At 62.8% G+C, this 15,669-nt stretch carries 16 protein-coding genes; 1 reads left to right on the top strand and 15 read right to left on the bottom strand.

The features are described 5' to 3' along the window. Nucleotides 1-2 precede the first annotated feature (2 nt). From X741_RS148565 to yajC, 6 genes are all read right to left on the bottom strand, one after another. Nucleotides 3-953 carry a sterol desaturase family protein gene (locus X741_RS148565; RefSeq protein WP_023778739.1) on the bottom strand — a complete coding sequence of 317 codons (951 nt, stop codon included), beginning with the start codon at nt 951-953 and terminating at the stop codon, nt 3-5. Then, nucleotides 953-1,387 (bottom strand): hypothetical protein, encoded by a 435-nt coding sequence (locus X741_RS148570; RefSeq protein ID WP_023778738.1) that lies wholly within the window; start codon nt 1,385-1,387, stop codon nt 953-955. Before X741_RS148570 ends, X741_RS148565 begins: the two co-directional genes overlap by 1 nt. Nucleotides 1,388-1,469: 82 nt before the next feature. Then, the gene (locus tag X741_RS148575) at nt 1,470-2,318 is read right to left on the bottom strand and encodes a phytoene/squalene synthase family protein (RefSeq protein ID WP_031250210.1); all 849 of its coding nucleotides are present in this window, start codon (nt 2,316-2,318) and stop codon (nt 1,470-1,472) included. Nucleotide 2,319: 1 nt separating this feature from the next. After that, the gene (locus X741_RS148580) at nt 2,320-2,715 is read right to left on the bottom strand and encodes an Mth938-like domain-containing protein (protein ID WP_032928014.1); all 396 of its coding nucleotides are present in this window, start codon (nt 2,713-2,715) and stop codon (nt 2,320-2,322) included. 25 nt (nt 2,716-2,740) lie between these two features. Beyond that, nucleotides 2,741-5,290 carry a protein translocase subunit SecDF gene (gene secDF / locus X741_RS148585; protein ID WP_023778735.1) on the bottom strand — a complete coding sequence of 850 codons (2,550 nt, stop codon included), beginning with the start codon at nt 5,288-5,290 and terminating at the stop codon, nt 2,741-2,743. 51 nt (nt 5,291-5,341) lie between these two features. Then, a complete protein-coding gene (gene yajC / locus X741_RS148590; RefSeq protein WP_010909882.1) occupies nt 5,342-5,683 on the bottom strand; it encodes a preprotein translocase subunit YajC in 342 nt (113 codons plus the stop codon). A gap of 271 nt (nt 5,684-5,954) precedes the next feature. Between yajC and X741_RS148595 the strand changes: the two genes are divergently transcribed. Continuing rightward, nucleotides 5,955-6,875, top strand: coding sequence for an ATP-binding protein (locus X741_RS148595; protein WP_023778733.1), 921 nt, complete (start codon nt 5,955-5,957; stop codon nt 6,873-6,875). A 392-nt stretch (nt 6,876-7,267) separates the two neighbouring features. On the opposite strand, the gene X741_RS148600 is transcribed toward X741_RS148595, so the two are convergent. The 9 genes from X741_RS148600 to X741_RS148640 all read right to left on the bottom strand — a co-directional run bounded on the left by X741_RS148600 (nt 7,268) and on the right by X741_RS148640 (nt 15,628). Continuing rightward, on the bottom strand, nt 7,268-8,800 hold the full coding sequence (locus X741_RS148600) for a peptidoglycan DD-metalloendopeptidase family protein (protein WP_023778731.1): 1,533 nt from the start codon (nt 8,798-8,800) through the stop codon (nt 7,268-7,270). Between the two features lie 253 nt (nt 8,801-9,053). Next, nucleotides 9,054-9,713 carry a protein-L-isoaspartate(D-aspartate) O-methyltransferase gene (locus X741_RS148605; protein ID WP_023778730.1) on the bottom strand — a complete coding sequence of 220 codons (660 nt, stop codon included), beginning with the start codon at nt 9,711-9,713 and terminating at the stop codon, nt 9,054-9,056. Beyond that, on the bottom strand, nt 9,710-10,468 hold the full coding sequence (gene surE / locus X741_RS148610; RefSeq protein WP_023778729.1) for a 5'/3'-nucleotidase SurE: 759 nt from the start codon (nt 10,466-10,468) through the stop codon (nt 9,710-9,712). Before surE ends, X741_RS148605 begins: the two co-directional genes overlap by 4 nt. After that, nucleotides 10,468-11,946, bottom strand: coding sequence for a serine--tRNA ligase (serS, locus tag X741_RS148615; protein ID WP_023778728.1), 1,479 nt, complete (start codon nt 11,944-11,946; stop codon nt 10,468-10,470). The genes surE and serS overlap by 1 nt, the downstream gene beginning before the upstream one ends. A gap of 102 nt (nt 11,947-12,048) precedes the next feature. Then, nucleotides 12,049-12,924, bottom strand: a complete 876-nt coding sequence (gene tatC / locus X741_RS148620) for a twin-arginine translocase subunit TatC (protein ID WP_023778727.1) — start codon at nt 12,922-12,924, stop codon at nt 12,049-12,051. Continuing rightward, complete coding sequence (tatB, locus tag X741_RS148625; protein ID WP_023778726.1) at nt 12,921-13,634, bottom strand: Sec-independent protein translocase protein TatB; 714 nt, start codon at nt 13,632-13,634, stop codon at nt 12,921-12,923. The genes tatC and tatB overlap by 4 nt, the downstream gene beginning before the upstream one ends. 30 nt (nt 13,635-13,664) lie before the next feature. Next, nucleotides 13,665-13,886, bottom strand: coding sequence for a twin-arginine translocase TatA/TatE family subunit (locus tag X741_RS148630; RefSeq protein WP_013895102.1), 222 nt, complete (start codon nt 13,884-13,886; stop codon nt 13,665-13,667). A 180-nt stretch (nt 13,887-14,066) separates the two neighbouring features. Beyond that, entirely contained in the window at nt 14,067-14,831 is a 765-nt protein-coding gene (gene scpB, locus X741_RS148635; RefSeq protein ID WP_023778725.1) for an SMC-Scp complex subunit ScpB, read from the bottom strand. Beyond that, on the bottom strand, nt 14,828-15,628 hold the full coding sequence (locus tag X741_RS148640) for a ScpA family protein (protein WP_023778724.1): 801 nt from the start codon (nt 15,626-15,628) through the stop codon (nt 14,828-14,830). The genes scpB and X741_RS148640 overlap by 4 nt, the downstream gene beginning before the upstream one ends. Between the last annotated feature and the right edge of the window lie 41 nt (nt 15,629-15,669).

Genomic DNA, 15,669 nt, shown 5'->3' with positions numbered 1-15,669 from the left:
GCCTACTCGGCCGGCTCCCCTGCCGCCATCGGCAACCCCGGCTTCCCCGCCTCGCTTGGATTTCGCCTGACATAGGCGGCCTTCAAGCTCTCCGACGTATCGCGCGAACCGTCATGGCTCCAGCCTGGCGGCTTGATTAGATAGTTGATGCGATCGCCAATCGAAAGACCTGGCGCAAAAGCGTCCCTGAACATGCCGATCCATTCGTGGAACGCCACTTTCAGCGGGTTGAAGGTGCCGAGATTCTTGACGATGCCGTAGCGCGGCCGGTCCTCTTCCAGTTCCTCGACGAAGGTGCCGAACATGCGGTCCCAGATGATCAGTGTGCCGGCATAGTTGGCGTCGAGATAGCGCGGATTGGTGGCGTGGTGGACGCGGTGGTGCGAAGGCGTGTTGAAGACGAATTCGAACCAGCCCCACATCTTGCCGATGGTCTCTGTGTGGATCCAGAACTGCCAGACCAGATTGAAGCCGAAGGTGAAGGCAATCACCGCCGGATGGAAGCCGAGCAGCACCAGCGGCGTCTGCAGCACGAACATGAAGGTGAACAGGCCGGTCCAGCTTTGCCTGAGCGCGGTCGACAAATTGTAGTGCTGGCTGGAGTGATGGTTGACGTGCTCGGCCCAAACCCAGCGCACCCGGTGCGCGATGCGGTGATAGACGTAGTAGCGCAGATCATCGAGCAGGAACGCGGCCAGGAACACCCAGACCGACAGGCCGAGGTTGAAGGCGCGGAACTGCCACAGCCACAGCAGCGCCCAGTAGGAGACGACGCCAAGCAGCAGTCCGGCGACGACATTGCCGGTGCCCATCATCAGGCTGGTCAGTGTGTCGCGCGTCTCGAACGCTCCCTTGGCACGACCGGTGCGCACCAGCCAGAGCTCGATCAGGATGGCGGTGACGAAGAACGGGATGGCAAGCTGCGTGACCTGCGGGAAATCATAGCTGTCCATCAAGCGGCCTCCGCAGTGGAATTTGATTGATGCGCGCCAAGAGCATTCATCAAAGCCTGAGCATCGCCGGCACTGGCAAAGCGGAAGCTGCCGCCCTTCCAGGTAAAGTCCGCCAGGCGCATCAGAATCGTGTTCGTTTCGTCGGAATCGGACACGGAGACGTCCGAAGCCGTGACGATGCGGGTCAAAAAGCAGTCGCCGACGCTGTGCACGATGCCGATGCGCCCGCGCCCGATATCCAGAAATGCCGTCCTGGCATCCGCCGTCAGCTGGACTTTCGCGGCCACTTCGTCTGGAAAATCCTCGGCGAAACGGCTCAGCGCCTGATCTGCGCCGGCAAGCATCGCCGTCCTGCTGCCGCCGGTGAAATGCACGGCGGCGACCGACAGCGCAATGCCGAACACGACAAGGACGACCAGCACAGGCAAGCTCATGGATGGATTTCCTCCGGCCGGCCTGTCGTCTTCGGCGGCAGTTCTCGGCCCGGCCGAATCCTTAACACGGTTGACGTTTACGTCAAAGTGCCGGCCAGCCCTTGCTTGCACGACGCAGCAGCAGCCAATGCCGGCGCAAGGCGGACAGCCGTACGACGCCATCGAGCGGTGATTGGCGCGACCGTTCCATCTTGCCGAGATAAGCGCGCGGCAGCGCCAACGGCAGAAACGCCGCACGCAAGGTCGCCGGCAGCGCTGCGGCGTACTGCTCGAAGGCGGAAAGATGCTCGCGCGCCAGCGCCATCATCGCCGCCACCGCGCGCTGCGCACCAGGCCCGCCATCGCCAGCGACAAACTCCTCCGGCGATGAGCCCGCCGCCGCCAGGATATCGGCCGGGACAAAACACTGCCCGCGCTTGCGGTGCAGCGGCAGCAGAAGCAACACGCCGGTCATTGCCTGCGCACAGCCTGCCCTGCCCGCCAGCTCGGCGAACCTTGGCGCCGCGACGGGATCGAGCACCATCGCGGCAAGCTGGATGAGTGCTGCTGCCGTCTCGCCGCAATAACCTTCCAGATCGGTGCGCGACGGCATCGGGTCGTCGTAGAGATCGAAGATGCGGGCTTCGAGCATGTTTTCGAAGGCCAGCTTCGGCAATTTGAACGCTGCGATGGTGGCATTCAAGGTTTCGGCAACCGGATGACCCGCGCCCGCCTCGCCGCCGGCGGCGATCACATCGCGCCACCATTGCAGCCGCACCTCGCCCGGCAACGGTTCGTGGATGCGGTCGCGAATGCCGGCAATTTCGGCATTGAAGGCGTAGAGCGAAAACAGCGCGTCGCGCTTGTCGGCCGGCGCATAGAGCGCGGTCAGGTAGCGGTCGTGGTCGGCGGCGCGCACCGTGTCCATGACGATCTCGGTGTTCCGGGACATGTCAGTCGACGGCGATAAGCGCGGCGGCCACGGCGCGGTCCTCGGCCAGGAGCACGTTGTAGGTCCGCACGGCAGCGCCCGTCGACATCGGATCGGAGGCTATGCCTGCATTCTTCAGCGCCGCCCGCAGCGCCGCCGGCAATGGCCTCAAATCCCTGCCCATGCCGACCAGCAGGATCTCGACCTTGTCCGCCTCGGCCAGCAGCCTGTCGAAATCCGCCACGGTCAGTGCCGAGGGGTCTGCCGGCTCCCAGCCATGGATTCCTGACGGCAGGCACAGGAGCGAGCCGCGATGCGACATGTCGGCAAAGCGGAAGCCGCCATTGCCGTAGGCCTCGATCGGCGCGCGACCAGGGAAATGCGCCTCGCGGATGACGATGCCTTTGCCGGTCACCACTTTGTCACCCCTTCAGCGCCGCGCGTCAGGTCGCGACCGCCTTGCCGCCGCCGACCGGCTTCTCCTCGTCGGCCGAAGCCTGCGGCCGCAGCTTGAACAGGATCAGCAGCGGCGCCGCGATGAAGATCGACGAATAGGTGCCGAAGACAACGCCGAACAACATCGCCAGCGTGAAGGAGCGGATGACTTCGCCGCCGAACAGCACCAGCGCCAGCAGCGCCAAGCTGGTCGTGACGGAGGTCAGCGTCGTTCTCGACAGCGTTTCGTTGATGGCGTTGTTCAGCAGCTGCGGCAACGGCATTCGCTTGTATTTTCGCAGGTCCTCTCGAACACGGTCATAGACCACGATCGTGTCGTTCAGCGAGTAGCCGATGATGGTCAGGATCGCGGCCAGCGATGACTGGTTGAACTCCAGCCCGGTGATGACGAAGAAGCCGAGCGTCATGACCACGTCGTGCACCGTCGCGACGATGGCGCCAACCGCGAACTGCCATTCGAAACGGAACCAGACATAGACAAGGATGCCGACCAGCGCGACGATCATGGCGATGGTGCCTTGCTTGGCCAATTCGCCGGAAACCGTCGGCCCCACCACCTCGACGCGGCGGAAATCATACTGGTCCTGCAACTCGCCGCGGACCTTGTCGATCACCGTCTGCTCGGCATTCTCACCGGCATCTTGCGTGCCGACGCGGATCAGCACGTCGTTCGGAGCACCGAACTGCTGCACCTGCACTTCGCCGATGTTGAGTTCCGTCAATCGGTTGCGGATATCGCCAAGATTGGCGTCGCCGCTCTTGGACTGCACCTCGATCAGCGAGCCGCCCTTGAAATCGATGCCGTAGTTGATGCCGACGCTCATGAACAGCACGACCGACAGTATCGACAAGGTGCTCGACAGCGCGAACGTCCACCGACGGATGCCCATGAACGGAATTTTCGTGCCGGGCGGAACGAAGGTCACCGGTGCCTTCGGCAACTCCTTCGGGCGAGCGCGACGCAGCCAGATCGACACCAGCAGACGGGTGAAGGTGAAAGCGGTGAAGACCGTGGTCAGAATGCCGATGGCGTAGGTGATGGCAAAGCCCTTCACCGGTCCGGTGCCGAGATAGAACAGCACCACGGTGGCGATCAGCGAGGTGACGTTGGAATCGACGATGGTCGCCAGCGCCTTGGTGAAACCGGTGTCGATCGCCTGGATCACGGAGCGGCCGGCACGTCGCTCCTCGCGGATGCGTTCGTAGATCAGCACGTTGGAATCGACCGCCATGCCGATGGTCAGCACGATACCGGCAATGCCGGGCAAGGTCAGTGTCGCGCCGAGCAAGGAGAGTACGCCGACGATCATCGCCACGTGCACGGCAAGCGCGATGTTGGCGAGGAAGCCCAGGAAGCCGTAGGCGACGAACATGAAGGCGACGACGAGGATCGAGCCGATAATGCCGGCGACCTTGCCGGCATGGATCGAATCCTGGCCGAGGCCCGGACCCACGGTACGTTCCTCGATCACAGTCAGCGTCGCGGGCAGCGCGCCGGCGCGCAGCAGCACGGCGAGATCGTTGGCGCTCTGGGCGGTGAAATTGCCGGAGATCTGGCCGGTGCCGCCGAGGATCGGCTCGCGGATCTGCGGCGCCGAAATCACCTGGTTGTCGAGGATGATGGCGAACAGCTTGCCGACATTCTGCGCGGTCGCCTGGCCGAAGCGCGCGGCACCCTTCGAATCGAAGCGGAATGAAACCACCGGCTCGTTGTTCTGCGAATTGTACGTTGCCTGCGCGTCGACGAGGTTTTCGCCCGACACGATGACGCGGTTCTCGATCAGATACGGAACCGGCGGATCGTCCTGCGAATAGAGCACCGACGAGCCTGCGGGCGGGCGTCCCTTGAGGGCGTCCTGCACCGGCATCGACTGGTCGACCATCTGGAACGTCAGCTTCGCGGTCTGGCCGAGGATTTCCTTCAGCCGCTGTGGATCCTGCAGGCCAGGCACCTGGACAAGGATGCGGTCGTCGCCCTGCCGCTGAACGATCGGTTCGGTGGTGCCGAGCTCGTTGACTCGACGCTCGACCACCTCGATCGACTGTGCCAACGCGGTCGACGTGCGGTATTTGATGCCGGCGTCGGTCACAGTGAACTTGAGCAGACCGGGCTCGGATTCATCCAGCGACATTTCCTGGATGGAGCCGCCGGTGAACAGGCCGGCGGCAACCGGGTCGGTCAAGGTTTTCAAGGCCTTCTTGGCGGCATCGAGCTGGGCGGGGTCGGTGATGCGCACCTGCAAGGTCCGCCCGTTGCCGGCAAGACCGGTATAGCCGATCTTGGCGTCACGCAGCAGTGTGCGGATTTCGTCGCGCGTCGTCTCCAGCCGATCCTTGATCAGGTCGTTCTGGTTCATCTCCAGCAAGATGTGCGAGCCGCCCTGCAAATCGAGGCCGAGCGTCATCTGCCGCTTCGGAACCCAGCTCGGAAGTTGGGCCAGCGTGCTGGCAGGGAACAGATTGGGCGCGGCGAGGATCACTGTGATGGCCACGGCCACCCAGATCAGGATCATCTTGAAGCGCGAAAAATACAGCATATGGCGTCGTCCGTCAGAGCGTGTCCGCGGATCGCTCCGCCTGGAATTGGGTTATTTCTTGGCGTTCTGGTTGGCCACCGGTTCGCCCTTGACGCGCACATCGGCGATTGTCGAGCGCAGCGCCGTCACCTTGGTGCCGCCGCCGAGATCGATCTCGAGCTCATTGTCGTCGATCACCTTCGTCACCTTGCCGACGAAACCGCCGCCGGTGACGACCGTGTCGCCGCGACGGACCGCCGCCAGCATCTCGCCGCGCTTCTTCAGCTGCGTGCGCTGCGGGCGGATGATCAGAAAATACATGATCACGAAAATCAGGACAAACGGCAAAATGCTGATGAACATATCGGGAGAGGCGCCGCCGATGCCTTGGGCGTATGCCGGTGTCACGAACATCGAGGTACTCCTGAATTTTGAAAACGGCCGCGAACGGCCCCCTTGAAATTTGGCCGGAATATAGTCGGTAAAGTTGTCAATGCAACTGCGCGGCCCGGCAAATCGGCTGCTTTTCCGGCCTGTTGAGCCGTGTTAGAGCAGGATCGCGAAAAGCGCGAGCCGGTTTTCCGAAAAGATCACGCTCGAACAAAAGGTTGGAACCAGTTTCGAACCCGACGGATTCGAAAAGATCGCTTCCACCTGCCCCAGGAAACGAAGCAAAAGACCTGAAATGACCGACAGCAGCATCGACGCCCTCAACAAGAAACTCGACAGGCTGATCGAGGCCGTCAGCCGCCTCGCCCCGCCGCCGGTGCCCCAAACCGACCTCGGCGAAGCCGACTGCTTCGTCTGGCAGGCCGATCCCGGCTATCTGGAGCCGGTGCGCAAGGTCAACCGCGTCGACATCGGCCTGATCCGCGGCGTCGACCGTGTCCGCGACATCCTGGTCGACAACACCGAACGCTTCGCCGCCGGCCACCCGGCCAACAACGTGCTCTTGTGGGGCGCGCGCGGCATGGGCAAATCGTCGCTGGTCAAGGCCGTGCATGCGGAAATCAATGCCAAAGCCAAGTCGGACCAATCCAAGTCCGACCAGTCCAAGCCCGACCAATCCAGGTCCGACCTGCCGCTCAAGCTGATCGAGATTCACCGCGAGGACATCGACACGCTGCCGAAGCTGATGGGCTTGCTGAAGGCGGCTCCCTTCCGCTTCATCCTGTTTTGCGATGATCTGTCCTTCGATCACGATGACACGTCCTACAAGTCGCTGAAGGCGGCACTCGAAGGTGGCGTCGAAGGCCGCCCGGCCAACGTCATCTTCTACGCCACCTCGAACCGCCGCCATCTGTTGCCGCGCGACATGATCGACAATGAGCGCTCGACCGCCATCAACCCGTCGGAGGCGGTCGAGGAAAAGGTCTCGCTGTCCGATCGTTTCGGCCTGTGGCTTGGCTTCCACAAATGCTCGCAGGACGAATATCTCGACATGATCAACGGCTATGCCAGCCATCACGGCCTCGACGTAGACCCCGAGCAGTTGCGCGCCGAGGCGCTGGAATGGGCAACGACCCGCGGCAGCCGCTCGGGCCGCGTCGCCTGGCAGTTCACGCAGGACCTGGCAGGCCGGCTAGGCAAGCCACTCAAGGATTGATGCATCGGATTGCGTCGCCAACGCCATCTAACGTCAAGATCATTTGGGCGGCTGCGCCCGTCGCAAGTCGCGCGGTGTTTGGCCGATCTCGCGGCGCATCCAATGCGCCAGGTGTGACTGGTGCGCGAAGCCGTCAATTCCGCCACCTCGCTGTGTTGAGATCGCCTTGCCGCAGCAGAATGCGCGCACGTTCGACGCGACGTCGCAACACGCTTCTCGGCGTGAAGGCGAGCAGCCTTGAGACGATGATCGCCGACACGCTGCGTGTTCATCTTTGAGCCTTGAGGGAATGGGTGTTGGGCAGCAACTGAAAAAGCCCGCTCCTTGCGGGGCGGGCTGAGCCGGCGGGCTGGACTGGAGGTCAGACGGCCCGCAAAATTGCTTTTTTTCTTCTATTCGAGATAGGTCGAGGGATCGACCGGGGCCGAGTTCTTGCGCACCTCGAAGTGCAGCTTCGGCGAGTCCGTCGTACCGCTCATGCCAGACAGCGCAATTTCCTGTCCGCGCTTGACCTTCTGGCCGCGCTGCACCTCGATCGAACTGGCGTGGCCGTAGACCGTGACCAGGCCGTTCTCGTGGCGCACCAGCACCGTGTTGCCGAATTCCTTGAGGCCGTCCCCGGCGTAGATGACGACGCCGTTCTCGGCCGCCTTGATCGGCGTGCCCGAGGGCACGGCGATGTCGACGCCGTCCTTGCCGGATCCGAAACCAGAGATCACCCGGCCGCGCACCGGCCAACGCATCTTGCCGATGCCCGTGGCATCCGGCGCCACCGCGTCGTCGTCCTCGGCCTGCTGGATGACCTTCGCATCCTTCTTCGGCGGCGTGTAGGATGCCAGCGTTTCCGACGGCGTTGTCTTTGCCGCAGGCTGCGTCGTTGCTGTCGTCACCGGATCGACCTTCGCCGGCTTGGCGCTGGCGACAGTCGCGGTTCCGCCGGCTGGCACTTTCAAGGTCTGGCCGATCTTGAGCAAGCCATCCTTCATGCCGTTGGCCTGCTTCAGCGCAACGACGCCGACGCCGGTCTTCCTGGCGATCGACGACATCGTATCGCCCGACTGGACCGTATAGGTGCCAGCCGCACTGGTTGCCTTGGCCACCTGCGTCGGCTTGGGCTCCTTGGGCTGGCTTGCGGCGGCCGACGTGTCGACCTGAGTGGCGGTCTTGCCTTCTTTGAGCTTCGGCTGCTGCGGCAGCACCGCGACCTTCTCCGGCGCGGTGGCCGGCAGGTTATCCTTCCCGTCCTTCGCCGGCTTTGCATCGGCGACCTTCGGCTCGGCCTTGCTCGAATAGGCATAGGCCGGGATGACGATCTTCTGGCCCCTCTTCAGCCCCTTGGTCGGGCTGAGGCCATTCACCTTCATGATGACATCGGCCGGCACCTTGTAATGCGCTGCCAGGCCGGAAATGGTCTCACCGTCCCTGACCACGATTTCGGTCGCGTGCGGCCTGCCCGCCTCCGCCACCTTCGGCGCATCGGGCTGCGCTTCCTTGAACGGCTTCGCGGCCGGCGCGACGGTGCCGGTTGTCGTCCTGTCGACATGAGGAGCTGGCCGGACCATGGCCGGCGCCGATGCGACACGCACCGGATTGGCGGCAGGCGCGAGCGCCGGCTCTGGTTGCGCCTGGGCTGTGGCGGGCGGCGGCAACGGCCGGCTCGAAACCGGATCGAGGCTGGAGCGGCTCACCGACTGCGTATGGCTGCCATCGAGCGGAGCGGCCGAGACGTCGCCCGGATAGGGCTGTACGGCATCCTGCTTGTTGATGATGGCACGCTGATTGTTGGTCGAAGAGGTGAAGACGTCATCGACACTGTTGAACCGCGAAGCCTGGGAACTGCACCCTGCCGCCGCGCCTGCAATCATGAGAACAGCGCAGCCCCGCGCCAGATTGCGACTATTTGCCTTCAAAACACTGAATTGCATCGCACTAACCCGCACAAACGCTGAACCAACTGGACAGGATTAAAGCGCGTTAATGTTACTGGTCGGTTAACCCATTAGAATCCGACGAAAATTTTCTTAAAACATTTTCGAGTGCGCCGGAGGCGCTTTGAGATTCAGGTCAGGCCGGGTCGAAAATGGTTGATACCGAGAACCGGAGCGGAGCGTACTTCAGTACGCGAGCGCTGGAAGCGCGGATATCAGCTATTTGCAGGCCGGCCTCAATCTCATGCGCCTAGATCACCGCGGCGACGCTGCGCAAGATCGGCTGCAAGCGCACCAGGCCGATATCCTCGCGCTCGAAACGGCTGCCGACCTTGGTCAGCTTGGCCAGCACCTGCTCGCCTTCGTCCGGCCCGATCGGCGCGATGACGATGCCGCCGCTCGACAATTGGTCAAGCAGGAAGCGCGGCAGGCTGTCGAAGGCGGCCCAGGCGACGATGCGGTCGAATGGCCCCTCATTGGGCAAACCGCCGGAGCCGTCCGCCTGGCGCACGATGACATTGCCGATGCCGAGCGCCTCGAAACGTTGCCTCGCCTGTTCGACGAGCGTCTTGTAGCGGTCGACGGTGACGACCCGCGCTGCCAGCCGTGACATCACCGCCGCCGTATAGGCGGAGCCGGTGCCGATCTCGAGCACGCGGTTTCCCGCTTCGATGGCGAGTGCGGCGATCACTGCCGCTTGCATGTCCGCCCCTTCGATCGCCTCGCCGCATTCGATCGGCAGCATGCGGTCCGACCAGGCGATCTGATGGAACTGCGCCGCCAGGAAGCCACGCCGCGGCGTCGCTTCGAAAGCCGCGATCAGGGCCTTCGGCACCGTTCCCCTGCCGCGCAGGCGCAAAAGGAAAGCCGCAAATCCTTCGCGATCGTCGATTGGAAAGCCCTGGTTCATGCAAGCGCCTTGCTCAATTGGTCACGTATCTCATGCGCGGTGAGGTCGAGCTGCAACGGCGTCACCGACACCAGGCGGTTGCGCAGTGCGTAGAGATCGGTGCCTTGCTTGCCCTCGACCGGCTCGCGGCCGAAGCGCAGCCAATAGTAAGGCAGGCCGCGCCCGTCACGCCGCTCGTCGACCCAGAGGCTGTGCACGAGCTTGCCCTGCGAGGTGACCACGGTGCCTACGACTTCCTCGGGAAGGCAGTTCGGAAAATTGACATTGAGCAGCACGCCATCGGGCAGCGGCGTCGCGACAAGCTTCTTCAGCAGCGCCGGCGCCAGCGCCTCGGTGGTCTCATAGGGAACCACGCGATCCTCGCCGACAGTGCTGTAGCCCTGGCTGAGCGCGATCGAGCGGATGCCGAGCAGCGCGCCTTCCATGGCGCCTGCGACGGTTCCCGAATAGGTCACGTCGTCGGCGATGTTGGCGCCCGAATTGATGCCTGACAGGATCAGGTCGGGCGCGCCGGGCAGGATCTTCTTCACGCCCATGATGACGCAATCGGTCGGCGTGCCGCGAACGGCAAAATGCTTCTCGCCGATCTTGCGCAGCCGCAGCGGCTCCGAGATCGAGAGCGAATGCGCATAGCCGGACTGGTCCTGCTCCGGCGCCACCACCCAGACATCGTCGGAGAGCGTGCGGGCAACGCGTTCGAGCGACGCCAGGCCCTCGGCATGGATGCCGTCGTCATTGGTCAGAAGAATGCGCATTATTTCGATTCGATCTTTTCCAGTCCGCCCATGTAAGGCCGCAGCACTTCAGGAATGGTTACGCTGCCATCCTCATTCTGGTAGTTTTCGATGACAGCTATGAGCGCGCGGCCGACAGCGGTGCCCGAACCGTTCAGCGTATGGACGAAGCGGTTGCCCTTGCCGTCCTTGTCCTTGTAGCGAGCGTCCATGCGGCGCGCCTGGAAATCGCCGCAGACAGAGCAGGACGAGATTTCGCGATAGGCGTTCTGGCCGGGCAACCAGACCTCGATGTCATAGGTCTTGCGTGCGCCAAAACCCATGTCGCCGGTGCACAGCACCATGGTCCGGAACGGCAGACCGAGTCGCTTCAGCACTTCCTCGGCGCATTGCGTCATCCGCTCATGCTCGGCGAGCGACGATTCCTTGTCGGTGATCGAGACCAGCTCGACCTTGTAGAACTGGTGCTGGCGCAGCATGCCGCGCGTGTCGCGCCCGGCCGAACCCGCTTCGGAGCGAAAGCACGGCGTCAGCGCCGTATAGCGCAGCGGTAATTTTTCGTGGGCGGTGATTTCCTCGCGCACCAGATTAGTGAGTGGAACCTCTGCGGTTGGGATCAAGCCAAGGCGCCTTTTTGAGTGTTGATACTCATCAGGAGTAAAGTTGGTGGCCTCATATTCAGCGTCACGAAAAAATCGGATGACGCGATCCACTGCCTGTTCCATTGTCGTTGGGGGGCCGCCTAGGAATGTTCCTTCAAGAGCGACTTTTCGCGCGAACTTGGCGGTCCACTCATTGTACTCAGGTGTGCGAGGGTCTGTAAAAAACAGATCCTCCTCGAATTTCGGCAGCTGGTTGGTGCCGAAAAGGACTTCGTCCTTGACCATCAGAGGCGGGATGATTTCCTCATAACCGTGCTCATTGGTGTGCAGGTCGAGCATGAACTGGCCGATCGCGCGCTCCATCCGCGCCAATCCGCCCTTCAGCACGGTGAAGCGTGAGCCCGACAGTTTTGCCGCGCGCTCGAAATCCATCATGCCGAGCGCTTCGCCGATCTCGAAATGCTCCTTCACCCAGTTCCGGCGCGTCGGCACTTCGCCGACGATATGCTTGACCACATTGTCGTGCTCGTCCTTGCCGATCGGCACGTCGTCGAACGGCACATTGGGCAGCACGGCAAGCGCGTCGTTCAGCGCCTTGTCGAGCTCGCGTTCGCGCGCCTCGCCATTCTGGATGAAGGTTTTGATCTCGCCGACTTCGGCTTTCAGTTTTTCCGCAAGGGCACCGTCGCCCGAACGCATGGCGTTGCCGATCTCCTTCGAGGCGGCGTTGCGGCGCTCCTGCCTGGTCTGCAACTCGGTGACATGCTCGCGCCGCGCCTCGTCCCTGGCGATCAATTCATCAACCGTGGACTGCGCCTCAGCCGCCGACCACGAGCGCTTGACCAGCGCCTCGACAAGGGCCTTCGGGTTGTCGCGAATCCATTTGATGTCAAGCATGGTCTATCCGTCCTCAGCTATGCGAGAGGGCGTAAACCGCATCCTTGATTGATGCAAGATAGAGCGGGCAGCGACTGTCTATTTCAGGCGCTGCCTGTTGTCTTACGAAGCAGCCGGCGTCGGAGGCTCGTCCGGCGCTTTATCGGCCACGGTCTCGCCGGCTTCCTGCTTCTCGCGCGCCAGCCGCTGCTTTTCCTGATCCCGCTCGATCCACCGCGCGGCCCAGATCGAGACCTCGTAGAGAAGGATGGTCGGAATAGCCAAGCCGATCTGGCTCATCGGATCCGGCGGTGTCAGCACGGCGGCAACGATGAAGGCAATGACGATCGCCCATTTGCGCTTTTCCGCCAACGCCTTGGACGACAGCATGCCGACGCGCGTCATCAGGCTGGTCACCACCGGCAACTGGAATACCAGGCCGAAGGAGAAAATCAGCGTCATGATGAGGCTGAGATACTCCGACACTTTCGGCAGGAGCGAGATTTGCACCTGATCGTCGGTGCCGGCCTGCTGCATGGCGAGGAAGAACCACATCACCATCGGCGTGAAGAAGAAATAGACCAGCGAGGCACCCATCAGGAACAGAATGGGCGACGCGATCAGGAACGGCAGGAAAGCGTTGCGCTCGTTCTTGTAGAGGCCGGGCGCGATGAACTTGTAGATCTGCGTGGCGATCAGCGGAAAGGCGATCACCATGCCGCCGAACATGGCGAGCTTGACCTGCGTGAAGAAGAACTCCTGCGGCGCGGTGTAGATCAGTTCGACCTTGTGCGGATCGAGCCCCGCCCATTTCGTCGCCCATTTGAACGGGACGACCAGAAGGTTGAACAGCTTCTTGGCGAAGAAGAAGCAGACCAGGAAGGCGACGAAGAAGCCGCCGAGCGACCAGATCAGCCGCCGACGCAGTTCGATGAGATGCTCCATCAGTGGAGCGGACGATTTTTCGATCTCGTCCTTTTCCTTGTCCGAAACGCTCACTTGGCGGCTCCCGCCGTCTTTTTGGCTGCCGGCTTCTTCACTGGCGCAGGTTTCGGTTCGGCCTTCGCCACGGTCTTGGCAGCAATCGTCTTGGCCACAGCAGGTTTCGCCGCTTCAGGCTTTGGCGCAGGCGCGGTCTTCGCTTTCACAGGCGCAGAAGCTTTTGCCGCCGACGCTTTTGCAACCGGCCCAGCCTTTACCGGCGCAGCTTTGGTCGCCTTCTTCGCCGCGGTCGCCTTCGGCGACGCACTCGCAGGCGGTGCCACCACCGATTCATCGGTCATTGCCGGGAAAGTCACCGGCGCGACCTCCGCGCCGCCAGGCATGGTCGTCGCGCCGTTCTTCAACGGCTCGGCCGCCACGGGTGTAGAGGGTGCGGGCGTTGCCGGATCAGGGGCCGGCTTCGGCTTCATCGCCGCGTCGACGCCGGCGCGCACATCGGCTGCCGCCTGCTCGAAGGGATTGAGCTGCTTCTTGATCTCGGCAACGGGGCTGAGGCCCCTGAGCTCGTCGACCGACTTCTTGACGTCGTCGAGCTCTGCTTCCTTCAGCGCTTCGTTGAACTGCTTCTGAAAATCGGCGGCCATGGCGCGCAGCTTCGCCGTCGTGCGACCGAAGGTGCGCAGCATGTTGGGCAAATCCTTCGGCCCGACGACCACGATCATGACGATCGCGATCACCAGCATTTCGGTCCAGCCGACTTCAAACATGGCAATCTGTTCCGACTAGAACTTTCTGGCTCAGCTCTTGCTGGCTTTTTCCTTCACGGCCGAAACGGTCTCGTCGGCACGGTGTTCGACGGTGCGCTTGTCTTCGGCGACGTCGTCATCCGCCATGCCCTTCTTGAAGCTCTTGATACCCTTGGCCATGTCGCCCATCAGTTCCGGAATCTTGCCGCGGCCGAACACCAGCAGCACGATCACCAGCACGATCATCCAGTGCCAAATCGAAAATGAACCCATAGCTAATCTCTCTCGAACGTTTTCCCTGGCGATGATCTATGCGTTTTCGCGTTGGGATTCAAACACAACAGCGACAGAGTTTATGAAAGGGTGGCGGTTGTCACGCATTTTCAGTGTGATGGCCCGCTACGAATCCGCGCATGTACAGTCTGCCGACTGCTTTTGAAACAGATTTCGCGGTCAATCTTCCGTGACGCGCGGCGTCAGCAGGCCGAGTTCCTCGAGATCGATGTCGGTCAACGGATCCTCGTCCTCGGCCAGCGCATCCGGGTCGGCCGGCGGCTGCGGTATGGAGAAATTAGACGGCATGCGGCCCGAAAGCAGGCCGGCGCCCTTCAATTCTTCCATGCCGGGGAGATCACGGATTTCCTCGAGCGCGAAATGGTCGAGGAAGGTTTCGGTGGTGCCGTAGGTGACCGGACGGCCGGGCGTCTTGCGGCGGCCGCGCATGCGCACCCATTCCGTCTCGAGCAGCATGTCGAGCGTGCCTTTCGAGGTCTCGACACCCCGGATGTCCTCGATCTCGGCGCGCGTCACCGGCTGGTGATAAGCGATGATCGCCAGCACTTCGAGCGCCGCCCGCGACAGCTTGCGCTGCTGCACCGTATCGCGGCTCATCAGGAAGGCCAGGTCGCCGGCGGTGCGGAACGCCCAGCCATCGCCGACGCGCACCAGATTGACGCCCCGCCGGGCATAGATCTGCTGCAGCTCGACCATCGCGAGGGTGACGTTGATGCCGTCGGGAAGGCGCGCGGCAAGCTGCTTTTCGCTGACAGGTTCGGCGCTGGCGAACACGATCGCCTCTGCCATGCGCACGGCCTCCGCCATATGCAGCCGCTCGGCAGGATTCTGGACCTGCTCGGCGCCCCCCTCGGCAACAAGCTCCTGCTCCGGCTCATCTTCGACCTTGAACGGGATCACGGAAGCATTGGCGCGTTCGCTCATGTTGCCACCTCGACTGCCTTGATCGGCTGCACCCGGCCGCGCAGATAGATCGGTGCGAACGTCTGATCCTGACGAACGTCCATCGTGCCGTCACGCACCAGCTCCAATGTCGCCGCAAAGGAACTGGCGATCGCCGTGCGCCTTTCCTCGGGACTGGTCATGTACGCGATCAGGAAACTTTCCAGCGTCGTCCAGTCGCTAACAGCCCCGACCAGGCGGGTCAGGACGTCGCGCGCGTCCTTGAGCGACCAGACGCCACGCCTGGCGATCGTCACATTGTTGATTGCCTGCTTCTGCCGCTGCTGGGCATAGGCGGTCAAGAGATCGTAGAGCGACGCCGAATAGGCGTTGCGCTTCTCGATGATGACCATTTCGGGCATGCCGCGCGCGAACACGTCGCGGCCGAGCCGGTTGCGGTTGACCAGACGCGCCGCCGCGTCGCGCATGGCTTCCAGGCGCTTCAGCCGGAACTGCAGAACCGCCGCCAGTTCCTCGCCGCTTTCGCCTTCATCGCCCGGCTGCTTGGGGATCAGGAGCTTCGACTTCAGGAAGGCAAGCCACGCCGCCATCACCAGATAGTCGGCGGCAAGCTCCAGCCGCAGCGTCCTCGCCGTCTCGACGAAGGCCAGATACTGCTCGACCAGCGCCAGGATGGAGATGCGCGCCAGATCGACCTTCTGGGTGCGGGCAAGGTGCAGGAGAAGGTCGAGCGGACCTTCGAAGCCGGCCACGTCGACGACCAGCGACGGGTCGCCCGTCAGCCGTGAATCGTCGTTCTCGGCCCACAGGCGGTCCATCGGTGCGGCCTTCGCGGCCTTGCTTTCCAATGTTTCCGCCA

The sequence above is a fragment of the Mesorhizobium sp. LNHC221B00 genome, assembly GCF_000502935.1.
In the GTDB taxonomy this organism is placed as follows: domain Bacteria; phylum Pseudomonadota; class Alphaproteobacteria; order Rhizobiales; family Rhizobiaceae; genus Mesorhizobium; species Mesorhizobium opportunistum.
Note: the sequence above shows the minus strand (reverse complement) of the source record. Positions and strands in the feature narration are given on the sequence as shown.

Bases quoted from the DNA above. Each gene is read 5' to 3' on its own strand.
- X741_RS148565 (WP_023778739.1), bottom strand. From the start codon at position 953: ATGGACAGCTATGATTTCCCGCAGGTCACGCAGCTTGCCATCCCGTTC.
- X741_RS148570 (WP_023778738.1), bottom strand. From the start codon at position 1,387: ATGAGCTTGCCTGTGCTGGTCGTCCTTGTCGTGTTCGGCATTGCGCTG.
- X741_RS148575 (WP_031250210.1), bottom strand. From the start codon at position 2,318: ATGTCCCGGAACACCGAGATCGTCATGGACACGGTGCGCGCCGCCGAC.
- secDF (WP_023778735.1), bottom strand. From the start codon at position 5,290: ATGCTGTATTTTTCGCGCTTCAAGATGATCCTGATCTGGGTGGCCGTG.
- yajC (WP_010909882.1), bottom strand. From the start codon at position 5,683: ATGTTCGTGACACCGGCATACGCCCAAGGCATCGGCGGCGCCTCTCCC.
- X741_RS148595 (WP_023778733.1), top strand. From the start codon at position 5,955: ATGACCGACAGCAGCATCGACGCCCTCAACAAGAAACTCGACAGGCTG.
- X741_RS148600 (WP_023778731.1), bottom strand. From the start codon at position 8,800: ATGCAATTCAGTGTTTTGAAGGCAAATAGTCGCAATCTGGCGCGGGGC.
- X741_RS148605 (WP_023778730.1), bottom strand. From the start codon at position 9,713: ATGAACCAGGGCTTTCCAATCGACGATCGCGAAGGATTTGCGGCTTTC.
- surE (WP_023778729.1), bottom strand. From the start codon at position 10,468: ATGCGCATTCTTCTGACCAATGACGACGGCATCCATGCCGAGGGCCTG.
- serS (WP_023778728.1), bottom strand. From the start codon at position 11,946: ATGCTTGACATCAAATGGATTCGCGACAACCCGAAGGCCCTTGTCGAG.
- tatB (WP_023778726.1), bottom strand. From the start codon at position 13,634: ATGTTTGAAGTCGGCTGGACCGAAATGCTGGTGATCGCGATCGTCATG.
- X741_RS148630 (WP_013895102.1), bottom strand. From the start codon at position 13,886: ATGGGTTCATTTTCGATTTGGCACTGGATGATCGTGCTGGTGATCGTG.
- scpB (WP_023778725.1), bottom strand. From the start codon at position 14,831: ATGAGCGAACGCGCCAATGCTTCCGTGATCCCGTTCAAGGTCGAAGAT.
- X741_RS148640 (WP_023778724.1), bottom strand. From the start codon at position 15,628: ATGGACCGCCTGTGGGCCGAGAACGACGATTCACGGCTGACGGGCGAC.